A 25,621-nucleotide genomic window follows, 5' to 3' on the forward strand; every position below is an offset into this window, starting at 1 on the left:
CTCAGGCCGCCGGCACACGGTCGGTGAACCGCTGCCGCAGCGCGGGGCGGTCGATCTTCCCGTTGGGGTTGAGCGGCAGCTCGTCGAGGTGGACGAGGCGGCGCGGGATCATGTGGACGGGGATGTGCTTGCGCAGCCAGAGCATCGCGGCGGACGGCGTCAGCTCCTCCCCCGTGTAGCAGCCCACGAGTTCGGTACCGTCGGCGCCGGGCACCGCCACGACCACTGCCTCGCGCATCGCCGGGTGGTGGCGCATCGCGGCCTCGACCTCGCCGAGTTCGATGCGGTAGCCGCGCACCTTGACCTGGTTGTCGAGGCGGCCCAGATGGACCAGCACGCCGTTCTCGTGCCGGACCCGGTCGCCGGTGCGGTAGTAGTGCCCGGCGGTGAGCCCGCCCTTGCCGTCGTACGGTTCCGCCCGCGCGCCATCAGTGCCGTCGGTTCCTCCGAAGTAGACGAAGCGTCCCTGGTCGTCGGCCGGGTCCAGATAGCCGTCGAAGCGCTGCGAGCCGCGGACGCACAGCTCGCCCTCGGCCGCCGGGCGGCCCTCCTCGTCCAGGATCAGCTGGTCGAGGAAGGGGTACACGGGCCCGATGGGCACGGTGGCGTTGGACGTCACCGGCCACTGGGCGGGATCGGCCGGGAGGCGGAACTCGGTGCAGGCAACGGTGAGTTCCGTTGGCCCGTAGACGTTTTCGAGCACGGCGTCCGGGGCCACCGCACGCCACGCCTCCGCCTGCCGGTACGTCAGCTGTTCGCCGATGAAGATGCCGTACCGCAGGCCGGTGACCAGCCCGGACGGCAGATTGCCGAGGCCTGCCGCCACCGAGACGAGCGAGGGCACCGAGAACCAGTGCGTGATGCCCCGCTCGACGAGGTGGTCGACCGGCTTGAGCAGCTCCGAGCGCTGCGCCGCCACGAGCGTGGCGCCCGCGCCCCAGGTCACGAAGAGGTCGAAGACGGACGGGTCGAAGGTGAGGTCGAAGGTGTGTGACACCCGGCAGCCCGGCCCGACCTCGTACCGCTCGATGTTGTGCGCGACATACGGGGAGAGGTTGCGGTGCCGGATCGGCACGCCCTTGGGCCGCCCGGTGGACCCGGAGGTGAACAGGACGTACGCGAGGTCGTCCGGGGTGGTGCCCGGGCCGTCTAGGGACAGCGTCCCCGCCGCGTCGGCGTACGCAGCGGCCTCGGCATCGGCCACGGTGAGCCGGGTGTGCCCCGATCGCTCGGGGAAGTGCGGCAGCTGTGCCGCGCCCGCCTCGTCCGTGAGCAGCACCTCGGCCCCGGCCAGTTCGTACACGCCCTGATTGCGGCGCGCCGGGTAGCCCGGGTTGAGCGGGGTGACGACCGCGCCGAGGCGCAGTGCGGCCAGGTACCCGACGAAGGCGGTCAGGCTGCGTGCGGCGAGCAGCGCGACGCGCTCCGGCGCCCGCCCGTGGTCCCGCAGCATCCGGGAGGCGAGCCCGGCCGCGCAGGCGTGCAGTTCGCGGTAGGTGAGGCGGTGGTCGCGCACCTCCAGCGCGGGCGCGTCGGGGTACCGCTCGACGGAGCGGGCGAACCATTCGTACAGCGTGCGGTCGGTCATCGTGCTCCTCGGGGCAGGGGCAGGGCGTGGGCGGTGAGGGCCGCGCAGTCGGGGTGGTGGGTGGCGGCGAACTCCAGACTGCGGCGCAGCAGTTCACCGGTCGGCACGGGTCGCTGTTCCTGCCGCTCCAGCCATGGCCGCCAGGCCGCCGCTTCCCACCGGGCCGTGGCTCCGGGCGCGCTCGCGTGCAGGGCGCGCAGCGCGAGCGGGTCCAGGGCAGGGGTGTCGTTCTCCAGCGCGCGCAGGGCCACGGCGCGCTGCCATGGCCGTACGGGGACGCCTTCGGTCGGCAGCCCGGCGTCGGCGAGCAGTCCGAAGAGCTCGCGTACTGTCACGGCCCGCTCGTCCGCCAGGTGGTAGGCGCGGCCCTCCGAGCCGGGCGCGTCCATGAGATCGGCGATCGCGTGGGCCGCGCGGTCGACCGGTACGAGCGGCAGCGGCCGGTCGTCCAGCGGATGCAGGCCGGTCGCGAGGCTCCCGATGAGCAGCTGCCCCAACGGGTCGTACGGATCGCAGGCGCCGTCGGCGAGCGCGCCGAGCAGCAGTCCCGTACGGAACACGCGTACCCGCATCCCGTCCCGTTCGGCCCGCTCCAGCAGGCGCTCGCCGACCCAGGCCGCGACGGCTGCACCGCCGCGTTCGGGATCCAGCGGCTGCTCGCGCTGCTCGGCGAGCACGGGCTCGGCGCCGAGCGCGGGGGCACAGGCGGCCAGGGTGGAGAGCAGTGTGAGATCCGCGATGCCGTTCTCGCGCTGCCAGCGCAGCAGCTCGGCGAACGGGAGCACACCGTGGCCACGGACTTCCTGGTACGTCCCGCCGTCGCCGGGCCGGGGCGCGGCGTGCACCACCCGGCCGACTCGGCGGGCGAGTTCGCCGTCCCGGTGGTGGGTGAGCGTCTTGCCTACGGAGGAGAGGCCGGCCGGGACGACGGGCACCCGGGCGGGGTCCGGTGCCGGCAGTCCGAAGCGGGCCGCCGCTTCGGCGAGCAGCGCGTGGCCGCTGTCCTCGTCGGGCACGGGCAGCAGCCGGTGGACCCGGGCGTCGGGCCGCCGCAGCAGCAGCTCGTGCAGGACAAAGGTCTCCAGCGCGCCCGTGCCGCCGCCGGTCAGCAGGGTGTCCGGACCGAGCGTGCGGCCGGGTGCCGCGGGTTCGCCGAGCGGGAGGTCCAGGTCGGCGTCGATCCCTTCGGCGGCCTGGTCGATCACGGAGAGCCCCACGGGTCCATCGGCGGTCCCGGCGGCAGCGCCGCCCTCGGCAGCCGCGCCCGCCGGGCGTTGCAGGCCGCGAAGGATGTCCGCCATCCGTCGTACGGTGGCCTGTCCGCCGCCCGCGCGGTGGACGTTGACCGACACGCCGTGGCGACGCTGTACCGCGGCCTCGATCCGCATCGCGGTGAGGGAGTCCCCGCCCAGCTCGCCGAATTCGTGGTCGGGGCCCAGCGTCGGCACGCCGAAGATCTCCCGCCAGAGACCGAGCAGCCCCGCGGTCACCTCGTCCGCGGGCCCGCCGGGCCGCGCGTCCTCCCTGGTGGGCGTCGGCGCACCGGCCGGCGCGGCCAGCGGCGGCAGGCGGTCCAGTGCCCAGTAACGCTGCCGCGTGAAGGGGTACGTGGGCAGCGGCACCCGCCGCCCGCGCCCAGCGGCGAGCGCCGCCCAGTCCACGTCGGCACCGTGCAGCCATGCGTCGGCCACGGCCTCGTCGACGCGGTCGTCGAGCACGTCGCCGGATGTGTCGATGACCAGCCGCTCGGCCTGCGCGGCGGGCGGCGTGGCGGCGGCGGGGGCACGCAGCGCCGCGGGCAGGTCGCCCGGCGCGGCGCACACCACCCGGCGCCGCGCGAACGCGGTCCGCCCTACGCGCAGGGTGTGGGCGACATCCGCCGCCCTGGCTCCGCCGCGCTCCAGCTCGTCCGCCAACTCCTCGGACAGCGCCCGCAGTTCGGCGTCGTCGCGGGCCGAGAGCACCAGGCGTACCCGGTCACGGTCCGGTGCCTCGGGGCGTACGGGCCGCGGCGGCGGGCCGAGGACGACGCCGGCGTTGGTACCGCCCAGGCCCATCGAGTTGACCAGGACGTACGCGTCCCCTTCGGTGATGCGGCCGGGCTCGGTGGTGATGCGGAAGGGGCTGTCGGCGAGCTCGCCGGGGCTGCGGGGGCGGTCGAAGCCGGGGTGCGGGGGCAGCTCGCCCGTGCGGGCCACCTCGACGGCCTTGATGAGCCCGGCGATGCCCGCGGCGGGCCCGCAGTGGCCGATGTTGGCCTTGACCGAGCCCAGGGCGCAGAAGCCGGTGCGGTCGGCGGGCGCGGCCAGGCCCTGGGTCAGGCCGCGCAGTTCGATGCGGTCGCCGAGCGGGGTGCCGGAGCCGTGTGCCTCGACGTACCGGAGCTGGTCGCCGCGGACGCCCGCGACGTCGAGCGCGGTGGCGACCACGTCGGCGAGCCCGGCGGGGCTGGGTGCGGTGAAGCCGGAGCGGGCCGATCCGTCGTTGCCGACGGCCGAGCCGTGGAGGACCGCGAGCACCGGGTCGCCGTCCGCGAGCGCGTCGGAGAGCCGGCGCAGCACCACGACGCCGACGCCGGAGCTGAAGGACGTACCGGTGGAGCGCGCGTCGAACGGGCGGCAGTGGCCGTCGTGGGAGGCCAGGGCGCCGGGCTGGTGCCGGTAGCCGAGCACCGGCTCGTTGACGGCCGCGCCGCCGGCCAGCGCCAGGTCGCATTCGCCCGCGAGCAGGCTGAGCACGGCGTAGTGCACCGCGGTCAGCGACGAGGAGCAGGCGGTCTGCACGCCGATGGACGGACCGCGCAGGCCCAGCTTGTACGCCACCCGGGAGGGCAGGAAGTCGCCCAGGCCGCCCAGGTGCAGCATGACGTCGTCCACCGCGCCCAGCACGCCGTCGGCGCGCGCCCTGGCGACTTGGAGCGCCGCCATGTACGTGCTGGGGCTGCCGCCCGCGAAGACGCCGGTGACCAGCGGGTCGCCGGTGGGCGGGTGCCCGGCCGACTCCAGCGCTTCCCAGCTCACTTCGAGGAAGAGCCGCTGCTGCGGGTCGGTGGCCTCGGCCTCGGTGGGTGAGTAGCCGAAGAACTCGGCGGCGAATTCCTCGGCGCCGTCCAGCGTCGCCGCGGTCGTCACGTACGAGGGGTCGTCCAGGGTCTCGTCGGTCAGCCCGGCCGCGCGCAGGGCCGCCCGGTCCAGCTCCCGGAACGCCACCCTGCCCGCGGCGAGGTTCCGCAGGAACTCCCTGGAGTTGCGGGCGCCGGGGAAACGGCAGCCGGTGCCGATGACCGCTATGGCCGCGTCGTCGTTCACGCCGCCGGCTCCGCGGAGCCGGCGCTGCCCGCGCCGCGGCGGTCGCGGCCGAGGAGGCGCGCGCGGCCCGCCGCGGCCCCGCCGGACCGGGCCCCCGTTGCCTCCCGCGCCGCCTCTGCCGGGCCGGCGAGCAGCGCGGCCTGGGCCTGCACGGTGCTGTGCTGGAAGAGGTCGGCCGCGTCCAGTTCCCGGCCGGTCAGCCCGGACAGCTGGTCCAGGAGGACGATCAGCAGCAGCGAATCCCCGCCCGCGTCGAAGAAGTTGACGTCGTGCGCGACGGTGGGCACGTCCAGGACGTCCCGCCAGGCGGCGCCGATCGCCTCGGTGAGCGCGGCGGGGTCGGCGGGCGCGGTGACGACGGCGGGCGCTGTGACGTTGACGGTGTCGGGCTGTGCGTCGGTGAGCACGGGGGCCTCCAGGTCGGTGGTGAGGTCGGCCGCGGCGGCGGCGAGATCGCCGAGCAGGGCGTCGGCGGTGGTGGCGTCGAACAGGGCGGTGGCATAGGTGAGATGGAGCCGGAGGTCGTCGGCGCCGCCGGTGGCGGTCAGCTCCAGCTCGTACTTGAGCTTGAGTGCCGGGGGTGTGCGGTAGCGGGTCGCGATGCCGGGGCCGAGGGCCGGCGGAGTGGCGGGCTCGTCGGTGGCGGAGAGGTAGACCGGGGTCACCGGCGGGCGGCCGAGGTCGCGCTCGGGGTGCAGCGCGGCGGCGAGCGCGTCGAAGGGCGCGTCGGCGTGCCGGTAGGCGGTCAGCGCGGAGCCCTTGACCCGGGTCAGGAGAGTGCGCCAGCTCGGGCGTCCGGTGAGGTCGGCCCGGAGCAGGAGGGTGTTCACGAACATGCCGACGGTGCCGGCGGCCCCGGCGCTGTCCCGCCCGGCCCAGGGGAACGCGAACAGGAAGTCCCGCTGTGCGCCGCGCCGGGCCAGCACGGCGGCCAGCAGCGCCGCCGCGGTCATGAACGTCGTACAGCCGAGTTCGGCGGCGATGTCCCGCAGCCGGGCGCTCTCCCCGGCCGGCAGCCGGAGCTCCCGGGTGGTGGCGGCCTCGATGCTCTGGGTCCGCTGCCGCGGCCGGTCGTACGGCAGCGCGATGTCGGTCGGCGCGCCCCGCAGCGCCGCCAGCAGCGCGTCGAGCGCGCCGTCGGGCACGGCCGGCGCCGGCAGGCTCGCGGGGTGCGTGGCGGGCGGCAGCTCGAGCGACCTCCCGGCAGCCAACTCCCGGTAGTTGTCGGCCACTTCCTCCATGACCAGAGCGAGCGACCAGCCGTCGGAGACGATGTGGTGGACGGCGTAGAGCAGGACCGTGCGGTCCCCGGCGAGCGCGATCACCTCACCGCGCGCCGGCGCCTGCCGCGCCAGGTCCACCGGCGCCCAGCACTCCCGCGCCAGATGCGCTTCCAGCTCCTCGCGGGTCCAGGCCTCCGCGTCGACGAGAGCGACCTCCGGCGGGCTGCCGTCGGTGCGGTACTGGACCCGGCGCGCCTTGGTGTCCAGGGTGAAACGGGAGCGCAGGGCGGGGTGGCGGGCGAGCACCGCGGCGAACGCGTCCCGCAGCGACGCGCGGTCCACCGGTCCGTCGATCTCGACGATGCCGGGCGCGAGATAGGCCGCGCGCACGGCGGGCAGCCGGTCCATGAGCCACAGGCGCTGCTGTACGGGGGTGGCGGGGTGCGGGCCGCCGTCGGGCCGGGTACCTCCGGCCGTCCGCACGACATCGCCGGTACCGGCCTCCGCCAGCGCGCCGGCCAGGCCCGCGACCGTGGGGTCCGCGAGGAACGCCCGCAGCGGTACGGCGATGCCCCACTCGCGTTCGGCCGCGGCCAACATGCGCACGGCGAGCAGCGAGTGACCGCCGAGGGTGAAGAAGTCGCTGTCGGGCGCGAGGCCGCCGCGATCACCTCGGCCGGGGCCCGCCTCGGCCAGGGTCGCGGCCATCAGGCGGGCGGCCTTGCGCTGGTCGTCCGTGAGCCGTACCGGCCGCTGCTCGCCGCGGGGCAGCGGCCGGTCGCGCAGTCCCGCCAGCGCGCCGAAGTCGACCTTGTCGTTGGCCGTGCGCGGCAGCGCGGCCACCGCGTACACCTCGGCGGGGAGCACGGCGGCGGGCAGCCAGTTCAGCAGCGGGCGGACGACGTCCTCGTGCGTCGGTGCCACACCCGGGGCGAGTTCCACGTACGCGACGAGCCGCTTCGGGACACCGGGCGCGTGCACGGCAGCTGCGGCGACGGCCGGGTTCTCCTCGATCAGTGCGCGGACCTCGTCGGGCTCGATCCGGTTGCCGAGGATCTTCACCTGGTCGTCGATCCGGCCGAGGTACTCCAACTCCCCGTCGGAGCGCACCAGTACCCGGTCACCCGTGCGGTACATCAGCGCACCCGGCGCGTCCGCGTACGGGTCGGGCAGGAACGCGGCGGCGGTGCGGCCGGGCATCCCGAGATAGCCCAGCGCCACGCCGGTACCGGCGACGTACAGCTCACCCGGCACCGAGGCGGGCAGCTCCTCGCCGTGCGGGCCGAGCACGTAGGCGCGGGTGTTGGGCAGCGGCCGGCCGATGGCCGGTGCGCGGACGTCGCCGGGGTCGACGACGTGGCAGGTGCTGTTGCAGGACGCCTCGGCCGGGCCGTACACATTGCGGACCTCGGCGCCCCAGCGGCGGGCGCAGTCAGCGGCGAGCGAGCGGGGCAGCGCCTCGCCGCCGGAGTAGACGACGCGCAGCGCGCACCCGCCCGGTCCGCCGTCCGCCCCGGCCGTCAGCATGGCGTGCAGGAGGCTGGGGGTGACCGAGCCCGCGACGGTCGCGCCGTCCGGACCGTGGACGAGCCGCAGCAGCGCGGCCGGGTCGCGGCGTTCGACGTCGTCGGCGAGGATCAGCCGGGCCCCGGCCAGCAGGCCCTCGACAACGTTGAAGGCGGCCGGGTCGAAGGCGGTGCCGGCGGTCACCAGCAGCCGGTCGGCGGTGCCGAGGCCGCAGTCGGCCGCCCACCACAGGGCGGTGTTGAGCAGGCCGCGGTGCGGGACGAGCACGCCCTTGGGGCGGCCCGTCGTACCGGAGGTGAAGATGACCACGGCCGGGTCCTCGGGGCCCGGGCGCGGTGCGGTGAGCGGCCCGGCCGCCTCCCCCGGCTCCCGGAGCTCCGCGAGGTCGACCGGCTTGGCGTCGGTGTCCAGACCGCGGAGCAGGTCGGCCCCGGCGTCGTCGACGAGGACCGTGGTGGCCCCGGTCTCGCGCAGTACGAAGGCGATGCGGGCTGCCGGGGTGTCCATCGCGAGGGGGACGAAGGCGGCGCCCGCGCGCAGCGCGCCCAGCCAGCCGGCGACCAGCGCCCCGCCGCGTGCGGTCAGTACCGGTACGAGCGTGCCGGGTCCCGCGCCGTGCGCCGTCAGGTGCCGGGCCACGGCCCGCGACCAGTCGTCCAGCGCGCGCCAGGAGAGCTCCTCCCCGGCACAGGTCACCGCGGTGCCGTCGCCGTTCATGGCGGCGAACCGCAGGTCGAGCAGGTCGGTCACGGTGGTCATGCGTCTCCTCCTCCGTGCGGCGCCGCGGCGCCGGGTGCCGTGCCGGCGAGCCGTTCCCGGTACTCCGCCGCCAGGTCGCGCCGGGGACCGGCGAGGACGGTGCGCGGCGGGCGGCCCGCCGACGGTTCGGTCAGGGGCAGGGCCAACAGTGCGGTGCCCGGTGCGGCGACCGCCGCGGCGAGCAGAGCGGTGAAGTGCGCGGCGAGCTGCCGCGCGGTGTCGGCGGAGTACCGGTCGGTGTCGTACTCGACCGTGCCGCGCAGCCCTTCGGGCGCGTACTCCAGGGTGAGCGTCACGTCGAGCTTGGTGGTGCCGGTCGGGAGCAGCCGCGGCGGGCCCCAGCGCGGCCGGTCGCCGAGCCGGGGCGCGGGCGCGTTCTGCAGGACGAAGCCGACGGTGGCCAGCGGTCCCGGCGCGCGGGTCCGGTCGGCGCCCGCGCCGGCCGTGAGCTGCTCGAACGGTAGGCGCTGGTGGGACAGCGCCCGGAACGCCTCGCCGCGCACCTCCGTACACAGCCGCTCGAAGGTCCACTCGGCCTGAGGCGCGCAGTGCAGCGGGACGGTGTTGACGAAGAAGCCGACGAGTTCTTCGACAGCGGGGTGCGGGCGGTTGGCGGCGACGGTGGCGAGCAGGAACTCGTCCCGACCGGTCCAGCGCTGCACCACCACCTGGAACGCCGCGAGGAGCACCACGAAAGGGGTGGCCCGGACGTCGGATGCCAACTTCTCCGCATCTGCCGCCAGTTCGGCGGCCACATGGAACGTGTGCTGGGCACCGCGACGGTCGCCCTCGGGGAGGGACGGGCGCGGTGGGCAGCTGCCGAGGGCGAGATCTCCGGACACGGTACGCAACTGCGCGAGCCGCGCCGCCACCCGCTCGGCCAGCGCGGGGTGTGCGGCCACCTCGCGGTCCCACTCGGCGAAGTCAGCGTACTGCACGGGGAGTTGAGGGAGCCGCGGGGCGAGCCCGGTGATCGCCTGCTCGTACGCGGCGGCCAGGTCCTCGTACAGCGCGCCCAGCGACCAGCCGTCCACCGCGATGTGGTGGACGACCAGCAGCATCGCGTCACCCTCCGGGCCGCCCCGCCACACGGTGCAGCGCAGCGGCTGCCCGGCCGACAGGTCGAAGGGGGCGCGGGCGCGGTCGGCGAGTTCGTCCTCCCCGGGCGGGCCCGCGAGCACCTCCACGGGGACGGGCGCCGGGTCGCCGATGTACTGGACCGGGCGGCCTTCGCGCAGTCCGTAGGTGGTGCGCAGGATCTCGTGGCGTGCGACGAGCGCGGTCAGGGCGCGGGCGAGCGCGGCGGTGTCGACGGGCTCGTGCCACCGGGTGAGCAGGGGGACGTTGTAGGCGGCGGAGCCGGGTGCCGCCGCGTCGATGAACCACAGCCGCTCCTGCGCGCAGGAGAGCGGCGCGGACGTGGCCGCCCGGCGGGTCAGGGGCGGCGAGGGCAGCTGCGCCATCAGACCGCCTCCGCCGACTCGCGTACCCGTCCGGCCAGTTCGCCGATGCCGGCGGCCAGCAGGATGTCGTACGGCTCGATGTCGGCCGCGAGCACCTCGCGGATGCGCGCCGCGGCCTGGGTGGCGAGCAGCGAGTTGCCGCCGAGGGAGAGGAAGTCCTGGTCGGGTGCGGCCGCGGGCGTGCCGAGCACCTCGGCCCAGATGCGGGCGAGCGCGTCGGCGACGGGGTCGCCGAGGGGCGGTACGGACGGCCCGGCGGGCTGCTGCTGCCGGTGCACCGCCTCCGCCGCGCTCTCCGCGGCGGCCTCGATCGCCGCTTCGATGCGTCCGCGGTCGGCCTTGCCGGTGGAGTGCAGCGGCAGGCTCTCCAGCGGCGTCCAGCTGCCGGGCAGCATGTACGCGGGGAGGGCGCGGGCGAGCGCGGCAGCCAGTTCCCCGGTACCGCCTCGGGCAGCAGCGGTCGGCAGGAACGCGCCCGCCAGCCGCGCCGCCGGCCCCTCCCCCACCTTCGTCACGAACGCGGCTTCGGCGAGGCCCGTGGCGACCGCCGCACGCTCGATCTCCTCCAGCTCGATCCGGTAGCCGCGCAGCTTCACCTGCCGGTCGGCGCGGCCCACCAGCTCCAGTTCGCCATCGGGCAGCTCACGTACCAGGTCGCCCGTGCGGTACATCGGCGTGCCGGTGCCCGGTTCGGGGACGAAGGAGCGGGCGGTGCGCTCGGGCTGTCCGAGGTAGCCCTTGGCGACACCCGGGCCGCCGATGCACAGTTCGCCCGGCTGTCCGGGCGCGACCGGGCGCAGCTTCTCGTCGAGGAGGTGCAGCGTGGTCTGCTGGATGGCGCGGCCGATGGGGATGCGGTCGCGGCCCGCGAGCGAGGCGTCGGTGCAGTCGAAGGACGTGGCGAAGACGGTGGCCTCGGTCGGGCCGTAACCGTTGACGAGGCGGCCGGGCGGGCCCGCGGCGAGGACCGCGCGGACGGCCGCCAGGTCGAGTTGTTCCCCGCCGACGACTAGGTTCCGCAGCGTGTGCAGCGCGCCGGGCCGGGTGCGGGCGACCAGATGGAAGAGCGAGGTGGTCAGGAAGAGGGTCGTGATGTCCTCGTTCTGGAGGAGCGCGGCCCAGCGGTCCATGGCGAGGTCGACGACGGTGGGCAGGACGACGAGCGTGGCGCCCGCGGTGAGCGCGCCCCAGACCTCGAAAGTGGTGGCGTCGAAGGCGGGGTTGGCGGCCTGCCCGACCCGGTCGCCGGGGGCGATGGTGCAGAAGGTCGCGTCGGTGACGAGGCGGCGGACGGCCCGGTGCGGTACGACGACACCCTTGGGCGTGCCCGTGGAGCCCGAGGTGTAGCCGACGTAGAGGGGGCTGTCGCCGTCCACGGGCACGTCGGGTGCGTCGGGTACGTCGAACTGCTGGTCCGGTGCCGGGCGGTCCACGGCCACCTGCCGTACCGCGGCGAGCCCGGCCGTGCGCCCGGCCCGCCCGCCGTCCTCCGGGTCGACGAGCACTGTGCGGACCCCCGCGTCCGCCAGGACCGTGGCCACCCGGTCGGTGGGGGCCTGGGCGTCGAGCGGCAGGTAGGCGGCGCCGGCCCGGGCGATGCCGAGGAGGGCGACGATCAGTGCGGTGCCGCGTTCCAGGTCGACAGCGACCGGCTCGCCGGGCGCGACGCCGTGCGTGGCGAGCGTGTGCGCCAGCCGGCCCGCACGCTCCCACAGCTGACGGTAGGTCAGGGACGCGCCGTTGCGCGCGTCGCGTACGGCACAGGCGTCGGGGCGTTCCCCGACGCGTTCGGCGACGATGTGGTGCACCCCACGTGTGCCGGCCCGCGGGACGGCGGTGTGCGCGTACATACCCATGGCTCAATTCCTTTGGTCGACGTCCGTGGAGCACCGGCCGCGGCTGCGCGCGGCACGGCACGGCACGCCGGACCGCGGCGTGCGGTACGGCGGGCCGGTGAACGGCATGGAGTACGAAAGAAGACGTAGACGCCCCAGAGGACGGCAGCGGGCGCCCCATCGCGCCCCCGCGGCCCTCTCACCGTGCGATCGCCGGTGGCTTCCGATCACTAGTTGCGCGGGGAGGGCGAACGGTTTACGACGATCCCGAAACGCACCGACGTGAGCTGCGCCACTTTGCCGGGTACGGCAAACGGGCCGGCCTCCCGAGGAGGCCGGCCCGTCGCTCAGTGCGTGGCAGGGCGGTTCAGACGAGGTGGCGGCCGCCGTCCACCCTCAGCACCTCGCCGGTGGTGTAGGCGGCGGTGGCCAGGGCGTGGACCGCCTCGGCGACGTCTTCCGGTGTGCCGACCCTGCGCTGCGGTGTGTTGGCGGTGATCCAGTCCCGCGAGCCCTCCCACACCTGCGGCGCCTCGTCGTACCAGGGCGTCTCGACGAGGCCGGGGGCCACGGCGTTGACCCGGACCTCGGGGCCGAGGGTCGCGCCGAGCAGGCGGGTCATGTGGTCGACGGCGGCCTTGCTGACGGCGTACGGGACGGAGCTGCCCATGGCGCGGCTGCCGGAGACGGACGAGATATTGACGATCGATCCGGCGCCGGTGGCCTTCAGGTGCGGCACGGCGGCGGTGATCATCTGCCAGGTGCCGATGACGTTGACGTCGAGGATGTCGCGCCAGACCTTGGCGTCGGCCGTGGCCAGGTCGTCGAGCGGGATGAAGCGGGTGCGCCCGGCGTTGTTGACGAGCACGTCGAGCCGGCCGTACCTCGCGATCGCGGTGTCGACGAGCCGCTGGACGTCCGCCGGGTCGGCGATGTCGCCCTGGACGTAGACGGCTTCGGGCAGCTCGGCGGCCAGCTCCTCGCCGGCCCGCACGGACGAGGCCGAGTTGACGACGATGCGCATCCCCGCGTCCGCCAGGCGGCGGGCGACGGCGGCTCCGATACCCGAGGACGAGCCGGTGATGAGGGCGACGCGTTCTTCACTCACACATACCTCCGCATAACGCGATTCGGACGGAACTCGCCTCTTCGGCAGGGGGTTTCGGCTCCCGGCCGGCGCATCGGAAATGTCTTGACGCTCTCGGAGGCGGACCTTAGAGTACCAAGAAATGGAATCAGGCTTTCACATTGTGGAATATCGGTCGTGGATGCCTGTCACGTGAGGGTGGGGGTCTCTCACGGTTCTCCGCGTGCCGTCCGCCGACCACGGACGGCCGCCGGAGGGACCCCGTCCGCACACCGAGGGGGTCGCCATCAACGCCGCACTGTTCGCTCCGTTCGCACTCGTCGTCTGCGCGGCGGTGCTCACCGGGGCCGTAGCGCGGTCATCCGGACCGCCCGCGCCGCTGCCGCACCCCGCGGAGTGGGCGCTCGGCGGGCGGCGCCTCACCTCGCTGCCCACGAACCTGCTGCTCGGCGGCACGGTCATCACCGCCTACACGTATGTGGCGATCCCCGGGCTCATGTTCGGCGCCGGCGGCCTCGCGCTGTACGCGCTCACCTACCTGCTCCTGCTCACCCCGCTGCTCATGCTGGTGCTGCCCCGGCTGCACCGGGTCGCGGCCCGGCACGGCCTGGTCACCGCCGCCGACTACGTCCGCGCCCGGCACGGCTCGCACACGCTCGCCCTGGCCGTCGCGCTGACCAGCATCCTCGCGACGATGCCGTACCTCGCCCTGCAGGTCATCGGCGTGACCACGCTGCTGGACGCGATGGGCCTGCCCGTCGGCGGCACGGCCTGCGCCCTCGCCCTCGTCGTGATCCTGCTGTGCTCCGCCGCGCTGATCCACCCGGGCGGACTGCGGGCCTGTGCCCGGATCGCGCCGGTGAAGGCCGCGCTGTGCGCGGGGGTCCTGATCCTCGTCGCGATCCTGGCCGTGGCGGAGTTCGGCGGCCCCGGCGCGGTGTTCGCGGCCGCCGACCGCCGCCTCGCCGCCCAGGGCCTGTCCCTGGTCGTACCGCCGGAGTCCGTCACCGCGTACGCCACCCTCGCGCTCGGCTCCGCGCTCGCCCAGCCGATGTACCCGCAGATCGTGACGGCCGCGCTGGCGAGCCGGGGCCGCCGCCCGCTGCGCGCCGCGATCGCGGCGCTGCCGCTGTGGGCGCTCTCCCTGGCCCTCTCCGCGTTCCTCGGCGTCGCCGCGCTGGCCGCGGGCATACAGTCCCACCCGGGCCACGCCGAACTGGCCGTACCGCTGCTCATCCGCACGCTGGTACCCGAGCAGCTGGCCGGCGTCCTCTACGGCGCGCTCGCGGTCGGCGCGCTGCTGCCCGCCGCCATGATGGCCATCGGCATGGCGGCCCTGCTCGTACGCAACGTCTACAGCGAGTACCTCAACCCCACGGCCACGCCCAAGCACGAGGTACGGGTCGCCCGGACGGCCTCGCTCGGCATCACGGCGGGCGCGCTGCTGTTCGCGCTGGTCCTGCGGCCGCAGGACGCCGTCAACCTGCATCTGCTGGGCGGCGTCTGGGTGCTGCAGACACTGCCCGCCGTCGCCCTGTCCCTGTTCACCCGCTGGTTCCACCACCGCGCCCTGCTCGTGGGCTGGGCGGCCGGCATGGCCTCCGGCACCGCCCTCATCTGCCTGCACGGCTTCTCGTCCGTCGTGGACCTCGGCATCGGCCCGCTGCACACCCCGATCTACGTCGCGCTCCCCGCCCTCGTACTGAACCTGGCAGCCGCCGCCGTCCTCACGCCCGTGCTGGACCGCCTCGGCGCGCCCCGCTGGAAGGACGCCACCGCCTGCGGCACGCCCCATGAACGCCGCGGGTCCAAATACACCGTCATCGTCGACTGACCAGACCGTCCAAGGACGCCTCGCCATGCAGCCATCGCCGCTCTCACCGACCTCACCGCCCTGCCCACCCCGCGGCACCCTGATGGGCCCGCCCCCGCCGGGCGGACCCGGACCCGGGTGCGCGCCGCCGGACCGCGCCGCCCCCCTGACGCTCGACCTGCGGGACGCCGACCGGCAGGCGGCCATCGCCCACCTCTTCGACACCCACTACACCCAACTGCTGCGGCTGGCCGTGCTGCTGGGCGCGGACGGGGACGCCGAGGACGTGGTCTCCGAAGCCTTCTACCAACTGCACCGCCGCTGGCCCAGGTTGAAGACTCCGGACGCGGCGGCCGGCTATCTGCGGTCCATCGTCTGCAACCTGACGCGTATGCGCATCCGCCACCTGCGCGTCGCCCGCCGGCACGCCTACCGCGAGGTCGACGAACACGTACTCTCCGCCGAGCACCAGGTGCTGCTGCAGGACGACCACCGCGCGCTGCTCGCGGCCCTGCAGTCGCTGTCCGCCCGCCAGCGCCAGGCCCTCGTCCTGAAATACTGGCTGGACCTGAAGGAGTCGGAGATCAGCGAGACGATGGGGATCTCCACCGGAGCCGTGAAGTCGCACACGGCCCGCGCCATGACGAAGCTGAAGTACACGCTGAGGAGAGCCGCCCGGTGACGGACGAGGTGGAGACGGAAGCGGTGCGGAAGGAAGCGGTGCCGGACGGGTCCGAGGAATGGCTGCGCCGGGCCCTGGACGACGTCGCTTCCTCCGTGTCCGCGCCGCCGCAGGCGTACCGCAAGGGCCAGGCGGACTGGCGGCGCCGCGCGTACCGCCGCAAGGCGCTGCTCGGCGTCCTGGTGCTGACGGTGGTGGCCGTGGTCTGCGCCATCGGACTGCTGGTGCTCAGCTGCGGTTCGGCGAGCACGCACGTCATCTACGACGACGCCGGGACGGGAACGGTGGTGGTCCCGTTCCCGCCGGCGTCCTCCTGACCCCGCAGCACCCTCAGCGCTGGAGTACCGCCTCCAGGGCCTTGCGCAGCTCGGCGGCGGCCGCTTCGGCCGTGTCCGGTGCCGTGCCGCGGCGCCAGGCGACGTAGCCGTCGGGGCGGACCAGCAGGCAGCCCGCCTCGTCGGTCTCGCGACGGCGCCGCCAGTCGCCGTACGCGTCCCGGGCGGCGTCCGAACCGATGCGTACGGTGGCCAGCGGGACCCCGAGAGCCGCGGCGCAGGCGTCGGCCGCTGCCTCCCACGCCACCCCTGACAAGCCGGTGACCAGGGTGCACTTGCCCTTGCCGACGAGGTCGAGGGTGGAGAAGCGGCGACCGTGCGCGTCCGTCAGCCAGGCGTGCGGGAGCTTGGCGCCGGGGCGGGTGCTCGGCTGGTGGTACAGCTCCCGGTCGCGCGGCCACTCCTCGGCCGGACCGCCGTCGTCGAGCACGGCGGCGGAGGCGTACCGCTGGTTCAGCTCCACGCCGTGCGCGTTGAACTCGTAGTTCTTCAGCTCGATCGCCGCGTCCAGCTCGCGCCGCCGCCGCGCGCCCTCCGCGTCCGGCGCCCGGCAGGCGGCCAGCGCGCTCGCGACGCCCTCCTCGTCGAGGCCGCCGCCGATGCCCAGCGCCTGGAAGATCGGGCCGAACTGGTCGCGGCTGAGGTTGGCGCGGTCGACGATCCCCCGGCCGACCGGCGCGCGTTCGGCGGTGTATGTGTCGAGCAGCCCCCCGCCCGCCTCGCCACGTACCACCATCGCCAGCTTCCAGGCGAGGTTGTGGGCGTCCTGGACCGAGGTGTTGGAGCCGAGGCCGTTGGACGGCGGGTGGCGGTGCACGGCGTCCCCGGCGCAGAACACCCGGCCGGTGGAGTAGCGGGTGGCGTAGGTGTGGTTGACGGTCCACAGGGAGGTCGAGGTGATCTCGACATCGATCGAGTCGTCGCCGACGAGGTCGTGCACGATCCGGCGGGCCTCCGCTTCGTCGATCTCCGGCGGCGCCTCGTCGATGTCGTAACCCCAGGTCAGCAGCCACTCGTTCCAGGGGCGGACCATCCGTACCAGACCCATGCCGATGCCGCCGGTCTCGGCGCCGGGGCGCATCACCCAGTACAGAACGCTGGGACGGTGGGCGACGTGCGCGCTCAGATCGGCCCGGAAGACGATGTTCATGCTGCCGGCCTTGCCCTCCTGCCCGGCGATCGGCAGCCCCGCCTGCTCGGCGACGCGGCTGCGGGCGCCGTCCGCGCCGATCAGGTAGCGGGCGCGGAGGGTGAAGTCATCGCCGCGCAACCGGTCGCGAAGGTGGGCGGTGACACCGTCCTCGTCCTGCTCCAGCCGGAGGAACTCGGTGTCGAAGCGGACCTTGGCGCCGCGCGCGGCCGCGTTGCTGACCAGGATCGGTTCGAGGTAGGTCTGCGGCAGGTCGGTCATCGGGCAGGGGCTGGCGGCGGTGTACTCGGTGAGCCGGTCGTCGCCCGTACCCCAGGTGCGGATGCGGCCGATCTCCTCACCTGCGAGGGCGGTGCACAGCACGGTGTCGCCCATCAGCTCCTGCGGGGTGCCCGCGGCCAGCGCCTGGTCCTCGATGCCGAGGTCGCGCAGGACTTCGAGGGTGCGCTGGTTGGTGATGTGTGCGCGGGGGGTGTTCGCGGTCCAGCCGTACTTGCTGACCAGCGTGGTGCGTATGCCGTACGTGGCGAGCAGCAGCGCGGCGCTGCCGCCGGCGGGCCCGCTGCCGACGACGAGGACGTCGGTGTCGTACGTATCGGGGGTGGGGTGGTTCATTACGTGGTCTCCGGGGCGAGGCGGAAGGTGTACTCGAGGGAGCGCCACGGGCCGTCGGCCGGGCGGCCGTCGGGGGTCGGCCCATGGTGCTCGGGAAAGTCGATGACCAGCGCGTCCTTCACGCCGAAGACGGTGTCGGCGTCGATGTAGGCGCCGCTCGCGACGAAGAGCTGGGTGACGAGCGTGCGCCGCCCCGGCGCGCTGATCATGAAGTGGACGTGCGGGGCGCGGTAGGGATGCCGGCCGACCGCGGCGAGCATCTGCCCGACCGGCCCGTCGTCGGGGATCGGGTACTCCGAGGGCAGGATGGAGCGGAAGCGGATGCGTCCTTCGCCGTCGGCGCGGAAGCGGGCGCGCAGCTGGGGCCCGTCGAGATCGGGCAGCTGGACGTCGTAGTAACCGTCCTCATTGGCCTGCCAGACGTCGGCCACCGCGCCGGCCAGCGGCTGCCCGTCCAGGTCGGTGATCCGCACGGACGCGTACATCGGGGTGCCGGGCAGGCCCTCGGCGAGGTCGGCGCCGTCGGGCAGCGGCGGCGGGCCCTCGACGTAGAAAGGTCCGAGGACGGCGGACGGCGTGCTCTGTGCCGTACGGGAGTTGGTGAGCAGGTCGACCGCGCTGGACACGCCGAGGGTGTCGGAGAGCAGGATGAACTCCTGGCGGTTCGCGTCGCACTGCTGCCCGGTGCGGGTCAGGAAGTCGATCGCGTACCGCCATTCGGCGTCGGTGAGGTCGTTGTCGGCGACGAAGCCGTGCAGGCGGCGGGTGAGGTCGGTCAGCAACTGCCGTACGCGGGCGTCGGGCGCCCCCGCGAATCCGTCGGTGACCTGAGCGAGGAGGGTGTGCAGCGAATCGGCGAGGGGGTCGGCGGGGGCCGGGCGGCGGCCCACGAGGGCATCGGCGAGCAGCGCCACGATGCCGTCCTCGGTGATCTCGCGGGGGTTGGGGTAGGGCGTAGCAGTGGCCAGCCCGGCCATGCGCGCCAACTCCCCCTCTGTGACACCGAGTTCGGCCAGGGTCGTCGGTGCGCCGAGGCGCCGGATCAGGTCGTGGACGGCGGTGGGCGCGTCGGCGGCGCCCAGGGCGCGGGCGATGCGGCGCATGGCGTCGGGCGCGGCGGGCGCGTTGTAGGCCATGACGTACGGGAGCACAACGGTGTGCGTGGGGGCGTGCGGCAGGCCGAAGGAGCCGCCGAGGGTGTGGCACAGCTTGTGGTGCAGGCCCATGCCGACGCTGCCGAGGCAGGTACCGGCCAGCCAGGCCGCCTCCAACGCGTCGGCACGTGCTTGCCGGTCGGCGGGATCGGCGACGATCCGAGGCAAGGCGTCGGCCAGCAACTCGATTGCCCGCAGCGCCAGTTGATCCGTCACCGGGTCGGTCTCCGGCGCGTACAACGCCTCGACCGCGTGCGCCATCGCGTTGATGCCGCTGGTGACGGAGACCGGCACCGGCAGGCCGAGGGTCAGGTCGACGTCGTACAGCACTGTGCCGGGCCGGATCTCCGGCGCCGAGCGGGTGGTCTTCACGCCGTTCTCGGTCTCCCCCAGCACCGGCGTGGCCTCGGACCCGGCGTACGTGGTGACCACGACGACCTGCGGCAGCCCGGTCCGTACGGACACCGCCTTGGCCAGCCCGGTCGTCGAGCCGCCGCCGACGGCGACCAGGCAGTCCGCGGCCAGCTCGCGGGCGACGGCCACGGCCTGCTCGGTGACGTCGACGGGGGTGTGCATCGCCGCGCCGGTGAACTCCCCGGCCGCCGCGGTGCCAAGGATCTCCCGGGCCCGGCGGGCCAGGTCCGCCCGGCCCGGCGTGGTGAGGACCAGGGCCCGGCCGGCTCCCAGCCGCTCCAGCTCCTCGGGCAGGCGACCGATCGTCCCGGCGCCGAACACCACCCGGGCGGGGTGGCCTGCGTAGGTGAATGCGCGCATGCGACTCGCTCCGACTCTCACAGCTCGTGATCGGCAGATGGATGTCGAGTATCGGCCCGGCGGTGGCGCCCGCGCCTGCACGATCCCGCCGTGCCGCCTGCACGAAAAGCGCGTCCACGCAGCTGGAGGGTGGTTGATACGGATACGTGGTCAGTCGGCGCGGCGCAGGGCGCCCGGCGTGGTACCCAGTCGGTCGCGCAGCACACGGGTGAGGTGCTCCTGGTGCGAGAAGCCGCAGCGGGCCGCGACCTCGCTGATCGGCAATGCGGTCGTCCGCAGCAGCCGGGACGCCCGCTCCACGCGGAGCCGCATGAGGTACCGGTGTGGCGGAAGCCCGGTGCGCGCCTTGAAGCTGCGCGCGAACTGACTGACGCTCAGGTTGGCGACCTCGGCGAGGTCGGCGAGCGGCAGCGGGTCCGCCAGCCGGGCGTCCAGCAGCTCGCGCACGGCGGCGAACTGGCGCTCGGTCAGGCCGCCGCGGGCGCGGGCCGCGGGCGGGGCCGGGCGGCGGGTGCTGTGGTGCCGGGCCAGCTGCCCGGCGATCATCATGCCGAGCTGGTCGGCATACGTGCGGGCGCCCGGCTCCCGGTCCCGCACAACGCCCTCCAGCGCGCGGACGAGCTGTTCCAGCAGCTGATCGGTGACCCCGAACTCCTCGGCGAGCCGCACCGGGCGGCCGCCCCCGGCCGCCTCCTGCAGCGCCTCGTCCGCCAGGTAGATGTGCACGGTGTCCAGCCGGCCGCCCAGCTCGACGTCCAGTTCGGTGTCGGCCGGGTGCAGGAAGAGCCCACCGGGCAGGATCCGCCGGGCCGCGGTGAGGCCGCGCCGCCCGCGGCTGACCGTCACCGGCCCGTTCAGGTGCAGGATCAGCAGATGGCTGCGCGCCCCGTCGAAGGCGTCCCGGTAAGGCAGTTCCCGCTGACTGGAGAGGTAGAGGTGCTCCCAGCCCAGCCCCGCGCTGGTCCGATCCTGGCGAACCCCCGGCCGGTCCAGGATCCCGTGAGTGTCCTGCAGCCCGAGCTCACCCATCGGCTCCCGCCCTCCCGCCTGTGTGCCGGCGCCGTACCGTTTCCCCCCTTCCTCTCCCCCATTGGGGGGTGCCGAGGTCCCCTTCTCAACACAGTACCGGGGGGTACTGACAACGTCGGTGCCCCACCGAACCAACCTCGGCTCCCCCACCGTCCCGTGGACGCGCGTACCCTGCCTCTACAAAGCTGTAGAAGGCGGCGTTCGTGGCCGGGACCGATCCCGGTTGCCGCGTCCCCGGGTGGGAGGAACGCATGGCGGCACCGCGAGGGTCCGCGCGGCGGGGGCGGTTATGGGGGCCACCGGCGCCGCGCGGCGGGCCCGTGCCGGACGCTGCCGCTATCGCCTTCCGGCCGGTCGGGGCCGTGGTGCCGGGCGGGCGGCAGGCGGTCGTGATGTGTGATGCGGCGGGGCGGGTCGTGGGGCGGTTGGAGTACCAGCTGTGCCACGCGTGCCGGCGTGGATACATCCGTAACATCGCCGTGGCCGAGCGCTGGCGGGGTCGGGGGCTGGCTCGTGAGGCGCTGCACCGGGCGCTCGCGCCGGGTTTGGACTACCGCTGGTGGACCTCGCGGCAGACGGCCGACGGGCGCCGGTTCTTCGCGGCCATGGCCGAGGAGACCGCCGTCGCCTTCCCGGCGCCGTTCCTCAGGCGCGGCGCCCGCTGTCCGCACATGACGTCCCGTCGAGCACGCGCCACACCCGGTCGCGCGTGAGCGGGAGTTCCGTGCAGCGCACTCCGGTCGCGTCCCGTACCGCGTTGGCCAGGGCCGGTGCGACCGGGTTGAACGGGCCCTCGCTCATCGACTTGGCGCCGAGCGGCCCGATCGTGTCGGCCACCGCCGCGAAGTGCACTTCCGTACGGGGTACGTCGGCGAAGGCGGGCACCCGGTAGCGGCGGAAGGTGTCGGTGGTGACGGCGCCGCGCCCGTCGATGCGTACGTGTTCCAGGAGCGTGGCGCCCAACGCCTGCGCCACGCCGCCTTCGACCTGGCCGCGGCACTGCATCGGGTTCACCACCGTGCCGGCGTCGGCGGCGTGCACGCTGCGCAGGACGCGGATCTCGCCGGTGCCGGGGTCGACGGCGACCCGGAACCACTGGACGTTGAAGGCCACCGAGCGCGGGGTGCCGCCGGCCCGCCCGTCGGCGGCCGGTTCCTGCCCGGCGGCGCGGGCCGCCGCGAGCAGCGCGGCGAGGGTCACCCGGCGGTCACCGGCCACCACCGCGCTGTCCGTGAGGCGGCAGTCGGTGGCCGCGACGCCCAGGTGCCGGGCTGCGCGGTCGCGGAGCGCGGCGGCCAGTGCGCGGGCGGCGCGCAGGACGGCCCGGCCGCCGACCACCGTGCCGGTGGAGCCGAAGGTGCCGGTGTCGTGCGGCACGAGGCCGGTGTCGGCCTGGCGTACGGTGACGCGTTCGGCGGTGGTGGCGAGCTCGGCGGCGGCGAGCTGGCGCAGGAGGGTGGTGGTGCCGTTGCCGCACTCCGCGGCGCCGACGGAGAGCGTGTACGTGCCGTCGGCGGTCAGTGCGGCCCGTGCGGTGGCGAGATGGCCGCCGGGCGGGCCGGTGGCGAGCATCGAGAGGGCGAGTCCCTCGCCGGACTGCCAGCCGTCCGGGGCCGGTGGGGCGGGTTCGGCCCGGGCCCGGCGCACGAGGTCCAGGCACTGGTCCAGGCCGTAGCCGGCGAGGTGCAGGTCCGCTTCCTCGCCGAGCGGGCCGACGAGGGGTTCGCCGGGGCGGACGACGTTCTTCTCGCGCAGCGCGAGCGGGTCGAGGCCGAGCCTGCGGGCCAGTTCGTCCAGGGCCGATTCGACGGCGAGGACGACCTGGCCGAGGCCGTAGCCGCGGTACGCGCCCGCGGGGACGGTGTGGGTGTAGACGGCGAAGCCGTCGGCCCGCTTGTTCGGGCAGCGGTAGAGGGCCAGCGACTCGCCGCAGGCGCGGCGGAGCACGCTCGGGCCGTGGTTGCCGTACGCGCCGGTGTCGGCGACGACGCGCAGCTGGAGGGCGGTGAGCGTGCCGTCGCGGCGGGCGCCGGCCCGGATCCGGACGGTGAACGGGTGCCGGGTCGTCGTGCCGTGGAACTGTTCGGCCCGGGTGAACTCCAGCTTCACCGGGCGGCGCAGCCGCAGCGCGGCGAGCGCGACGATGTCCTCGGCCAGCATCTCCTGCTTGCCGCCGAAGCCGCCGCCGACCCGGCCCGCGACGACGCGGACGGCGTCGGGCGGCAGGTCGAAGAGGGTGCACAGGGCGCGGCGGGTGAGGAAGGGGGTCTGGGTACTGGAGCGGACGACCAGCCGCCGCTGCCCGTCGGCCGTGCCCTCGGCGGACTCGGCGGACTCGGTGGGCTCGGTGGACTCGGTGGACTCGGTGGGCTCGGTGGGCTCGAGCCAGGCGATCGCGCCGTGCGTTTCCAGGCTCGCGTGCTGGACGCGCTGGGTGCGGAAGGTCTCCTCGTACACCACGTCGGCCGTGGCGAAGCCCGCCGCGACGTCGCCCGTCCCGCCGTGCACCTCGCCCGCGATGTTGTGCGCGGGCCGGGAGATGCGTGCGGTCCGCGCGTCCTTGTCGTGCACGACGGGCGCGCCGGGCCGCATGGCCTCCTCCGGGTCGAGGACGGCGGGCAGTACCTCGTACGTCACTTCGATGCGGCGGCAGCCTTCCTCCGCGGCCGCCTCGGTGTCGGCGACGACGGCCGCGACGCGCTGGCCGATGTGGCGGACGGTGTCGTCCAGGACGCGGGTGTCGGCCGGGTCCTCCTCGGGGTGTTCGTGGCGGGCGCTGGAGTAGTGGCGGGCGGGCGCGTCGTGGTGGGTGAGGACGGCGTGCACGCCGGGGACGCGCAGGGCGGCGGCGGTGTCGAGGGCGGTGATGCGGGCGTGTGCGTGCGGGGAGCGCAGCAGTTTCATGTGCAGCAGTCCCGGTACGTCGAGGTCGAAGGTGTAGCGGGCGGTGCCGGTGACGATCGCGGGGCCGGCCGGGTCCGGGAGGTTCCGGCCCACCGTCTGCCCGGGGCCGGGCTCCTCGGTGTGCTGTACGCCGCGTACCGCGTCCTCGACGGCGCGGTAGCCGGTGCAGCGGCAGAGGTTGCCCTTCAGGGCGCGGGGCAGGTCGGCGAGCTGTTCGTCGTCCAGGGCCGCGGCGGTCATCAGGAAGCCGGCGGTGCAGAAGCCGCACTGGAAGCCCTGTGCGTCGAGGAAATTCCTTTGTACGGGGTGGAGTTCGCCGTCCGGTGCGGCCAGTCCCTCGACGGTGGTGACGGTGCGTCCGGCGGCGCGGAAGGCGGGGTAGAGGCAGCTGTGCACCGGCTCGCCGTCGACGTGGACGGTGCAGGCGCCGCAGTCGCCCGCGTCGCAGCCCTTCTTCACGCCGTACCAGCCGTGTTCGCGCAGGTAGGTGCGGAGGCACTGGCCGGGGCGCGGGGCGGTGTCGTACGGCCGGCCGTTGACGCGGATGGCGAAGGTCACGGGTGGCCGGTCCTTTCGTCCAGTTCCCGCCGGGCCTCTTCGGCCAGCCGGAAGGTCATGTGTCGCCGCCAGGCGGGCAGTCCGTGCGGGTCGTCGTACCAGTCGCCGTCGGGCACAGCGCCGGCGATTGCGTCCCGCAGTGCCGGTGCGTCCGGGAGCGCGGGGAACCACAGTCGTACCGGCCGTACGGTCGACGCGGTGACCGTCAGTGTGAAGGTCGCGTCGGCGGGGTCGAGGGTGGCGATGATCAGGGCTCCGGAGCGGCCCAGGCCGGACAGGGAGGCTTGCCGGAACGCGGTACGGCGGTGGAGCGCGCGGGCGGGGAGTGTCACCGAGCGCAGCAGTTCGCCCTCTCCGAGGTCCTGCTCCCCGACGCCGGTGACGAACTCGGTGACCGGGACGCGGCGGAGGATCCCGGCCTGCGAGCGGAGCAGGCAGCTGCCGTCGAGCGCGGCGGTGAGGGCGATCATGGGTCCGGCGGGCAGGGCGGTGCAGAGGTTGCCGCCGACGGTGGCCTCGTGCCAGATCTTGAACGAGGCGAGGAAGGCGCGGCAGCACTGCTCGACGAGCGGGGCCGCCGGCGCGTCCAGTGCTCGGGCGTACCGGGAGAGTTCGGCGATGGTGCAGGTCGCCGCGGTCTCCAGCGCGCCGTCCGGCAGTCTGGTGATCGGTTGCCAGCCCATCCGGCCGAGGTCCACCAGGCGCCGCACGTGCGGCTGGGGTTCGGAGAACAGGAAGGTGCCGCCGGCCAGCCAGGCGTCGCCCGGCCGCCAGGGGACGCGCTCGCGGGCGTCCCGCACCTCGGTCACCGTGTTCAGGTCCATGTCACCGCCGGACTGGAGCGTCAGCACGCCGTTTCCAGGATAGCGAGGGGCGTGCGGCGCGCCCCATATGCGGGTGATCCCGGCCGGGGCGCCCGTGTCGCGCTCAGATGTGGTTCCGCCCCCACCGCGGCCCGATCTGGGCCCATTCGCGTTCCCAGCCCGCGAGGCGTACGTGGTCGAGGTAGCGGCGGCCGCTCCAGCGGACGGCCAGGACGAACAGGCCGAGGGCCATGCCGGTGCCGAGGCCGGCGGCGACGCCGTCGTCGGCCGCCTGGGCGGTGGTCATGGGCGCGCCGGCGGGCCTCCCGTCGAGGTCGGTCCAGACGGTGACCGCGGCGCCTTTGCGGGTGCCGGGGTCGACGTGCACCGTCGTGGTGTGTTTGCGGCCGTCGGGCGCGGTCCAGCGGGCCTGGGCGGGCACCTGGCCGGTTCCGGCGGCGAAGCCGGTGGCGGACGGGTCGGAGGGTACGGTCTCCAGCAGGCGGCCGGTCAAGGCCCGGCGTTCCGCGAGCTGTTCGGCGCGTTCCGCGCGCTGCGAGCCGTAGGTGGCGAGGCCGATGGAGAGTCCGACGGCCGGTACGCCCAGGAGGAGTGCGAGGGCCGTCAGCAGGCCGAGCCAGGCGTCCACCACGTCCCAGCGGCGGCGCAGCGGGCCCCGCCGCCACCGCCACCGTCCGCCGATGTGCTGCATGCCTGCCGCCTCCCTCGGCTCGCTCCGCTCGCGCTGCTCTCCCCCATCCCCCGGGTCCCTGTTGTCCGGCTACCCGCTTTCGGGCGGAAGGTGCCGGGCGGGACGCGGGTGGTTGTCCGTGTGAGTGCGTTGTTACTCACGTTTCAGCTGTTGTTGCTCGCGTTTCGGCTATTGCGCGGCTCTTCTTGCAGGCTAGTCCGTCCTCGGCCGGGCCGCGCCTTCGCGCCGGTGGCCGGGTTTGCCGGGCCGTGACTCCGGTACCCGTACAGCCGGGAAATCGAACGCAAGAGCGTACGAACACA

General features: G+C 74.6%; 16 protein-coding genes. 4 read left to right on the top strand and 12 right to left on the bottom strand.

What is annotated here, in order from left to right:
• Window position 1: 1 nt before the first annotated feature.
• The 6 genes from ACZ4MH_RS02000 to ACZ4MH_RS02025 all read right to left on the bottom strand — a co-directional run bounded on the left by ACZ4MH_RS02000 (window position 2) and on the right by ACZ4MH_RS02025 (window position 12,811).
• On the bottom strand, window positions 2-1,588 hold the full coding sequence (locus ACZ4MH_RS02000) for an amino acid adenylation domain-containing protein (protein ID WP_351599446.1): 1,587 nt from the start codon (window positions 1,586-1,588) through the stop codon (window positions 2-4).
• A complete protein-coding gene (locus ACZ4MH_RS02005) occupies window positions 1,585-4,896 on the bottom strand; it encodes a beta-ketoacyl synthase N-terminal-like domain-containing protein (protein WP_467753779.1) in 3,312 nt (1,103 codons plus the stop codon). Before ACZ4MH_RS02005 ends, ACZ4MH_RS02000 begins: the two co-directional genes overlap by 4 nt.
• The gene (locus tag ACZ4MH_RS02010) at window positions 4,893-8,405 is read right to left on the bottom strand and encodes an amino acid adenylation domain-containing protein (RefSeq protein WP_467753781.1); all 3,513 of its coding nucleotides are present in this window, start codon (window positions 8,403-8,405) and stop codon (window positions 4,893-4,895) included. The genes ACZ4MH_RS02005 and ACZ4MH_RS02010 overlap by 4 nt, the downstream gene beginning before the upstream one ends.
• A complete protein-coding gene (locus ACZ4MH_RS02015) occupies window positions 8,402-9,868 on the bottom strand; it encodes a condensation domain-containing protein (protein WP_351599818.1) in 1,467 nt (488 codons plus the stop codon). Before ACZ4MH_RS02015 ends, ACZ4MH_RS02010 begins: the two co-directional genes overlap by 4 nt.
• Window positions 9,868-11,724 (bottom strand): non-ribosomal peptide synthetase, encoded by a 1,857-nt coding sequence (locus tag ACZ4MH_RS02020; protein ID WP_351599816.1) that lies wholly within the window; start codon window positions 11,722-11,724, stop codon window positions 9,868-9,870. Before ACZ4MH_RS02020 ends, ACZ4MH_RS02015 begins: the two co-directional genes overlap by 1 nt.
• 346 nt (window positions 11,725-12,070) lie before the next feature.
• A complete protein-coding gene (locus ACZ4MH_RS02025) occupies window positions 12,071-12,811 on the bottom strand; it encodes an SDR family NAD(P)-dependent oxidoreductase (RefSeq protein ID WP_351599814.1) in 741 nt (246 codons plus the stop codon).
• Window positions 12,812-13,013: 202 nt separating this feature from the next.
• On the opposite strand from ACZ4MH_RS02025, the gene ACZ4MH_RS02030 reads away from it, so the two are divergent.
• The 3 genes from ACZ4MH_RS02030 to ACZ4MH_RS02040 are packed head-to-tail and all read left to right on the top strand — an operon-like array spanning window position 13,014 to window position 15,602.
• A complete protein-coding gene (locus ACZ4MH_RS02030) occupies window positions 13,014-14,624 on the top strand; it encodes a sodium:solute symporter family protein (protein WP_351599812.1) in 1,611 nt (536 codons plus the stop codon).
• Window positions 14,625-14,649: 25 nt separating this feature from the next.
• The gene (locus ACZ4MH_RS02035; protein ID WP_351599811.1) at window positions 14,650-15,285 is read left to right on the top strand and encodes an RNA polymerase sigma factor; all 636 of its coding nucleotides are present in this window, start codon (window positions 14,650-14,652) and stop codon (window positions 15,283-15,285) included.
• A complete protein-coding gene (locus ACZ4MH_RS02040; protein ID WP_351599810.1) occupies window positions 15,282-15,602 on the top strand; it encodes a hypothetical protein in 321 nt (106 codons plus the stop codon). The genes ACZ4MH_RS02035 and ACZ4MH_RS02040 overlap by 4 nt, the downstream gene beginning before the upstream one ends.
• 13 nt (window positions 15,603-15,615) lie before the next feature.
• Here the strand turns inward: ACZ4MH_RS02040 and ACZ4MH_RS02045 are convergent, their stop codons facing one another.
• The 3 genes from ACZ4MH_RS02045 to ACZ4MH_RS02055 all read right to left on the bottom strand — a co-directional run bounded on the left by ACZ4MH_RS02045 (window position 15,616) and on the right by ACZ4MH_RS02055 (window position 20,342).
• The gene (locus tag ACZ4MH_RS02045; RefSeq protein WP_351599808.1) at window positions 15,616-17,385 is read right to left on the bottom strand and encodes an FAD-dependent oxidoreductase; all 1,770 of its coding nucleotides are present in this window, start codon (window positions 17,383-17,385) and stop codon (window positions 15,616-15,618) included.
• On the bottom strand, window positions 17,385-19,313 hold the full coding sequence (locus tag ACZ4MH_RS02050) for a maleylacetate reductase and hydroxyquinol 1,2-dioxygenase domain-containing protein (RefSeq protein WP_351599806.1): 1,929 nt from the start codon (window positions 19,311-19,313) through the stop codon (window positions 17,385-17,387). Before ACZ4MH_RS02050 ends, ACZ4MH_RS02045 begins: the two co-directional genes overlap by 1 nt.
• Before the next feature lie 150 nt (window positions 19,314-19,463).
• Window positions 19,464-20,342 (bottom strand): AraC family transcriptional regulator, encoded by an 879-nt coding sequence (locus tag ACZ4MH_RS02055; protein ID WP_351599804.1) that lies wholly within the window; start codon window positions 20,340-20,342, stop codon window positions 19,464-19,466.
• Window positions 20,343-20,734: 392 nt separating this feature from the next.
• On the opposite strand from ACZ4MH_RS02055, the gene ACZ4MH_RS02060 reads away from it, so the two are divergent.
• Window positions 20,735-21,055, top strand: a complete 321-nt coding sequence (locus tag ACZ4MH_RS02060) for a GNAT family N-acetyltransferase (protein ID WP_467753904.1) — start codon at window positions 20,735-20,737, stop codon at window positions 21,053-21,055.
• Here ACZ4MH_RS02060 and ACZ4MH_RS02065 read toward each other — a convergent pair.
• The 3 genes from ACZ4MH_RS02065 to ACZ4MH_RS02075 all read right to left on the bottom strand — a co-directional run bounded on the left by ACZ4MH_RS02065 (window position 20,988) and on the right by ACZ4MH_RS02075 (window position 25,319).
• Complete coding sequence (locus ACZ4MH_RS02065) at window positions 20,988-23,804, bottom strand: molybdopterin-dependent oxidoreductase (RefSeq protein ID WP_467753787.1); 2,817 nt, start codon at window positions 23,802-23,804, stop codon at window positions 20,988-20,990. The genes ACZ4MH_RS02060 and ACZ4MH_RS02065 overlap by 68 nt on opposite strands.
• A complete protein-coding gene (locus ACZ4MH_RS02070; RefSeq protein WP_351600194.1) occupies window positions 23,801-24,628 on the bottom strand; it encodes an FAD binding domain-containing protein in 828 nt (275 codons plus the stop codon). Before ACZ4MH_RS02070 ends, ACZ4MH_RS02065 begins: the two co-directional genes overlap by 4 nt.
• Window positions 24,629-24,731: 103 nt before the next feature.
• Entirely contained in the window at window positions 24,732-25,319 is a 588-nt protein-coding gene (locus tag ACZ4MH_RS02075; protein ID WP_351600188.1) for an Rv1733c family protein, read from the bottom strand.
• Window positions 25,320-25,621 lie beyond the last annotated feature (302 nt).

The sequence above is a fragment of the Streptomyces sp. NPDC026301 genome (assembly GCF_055567935.1).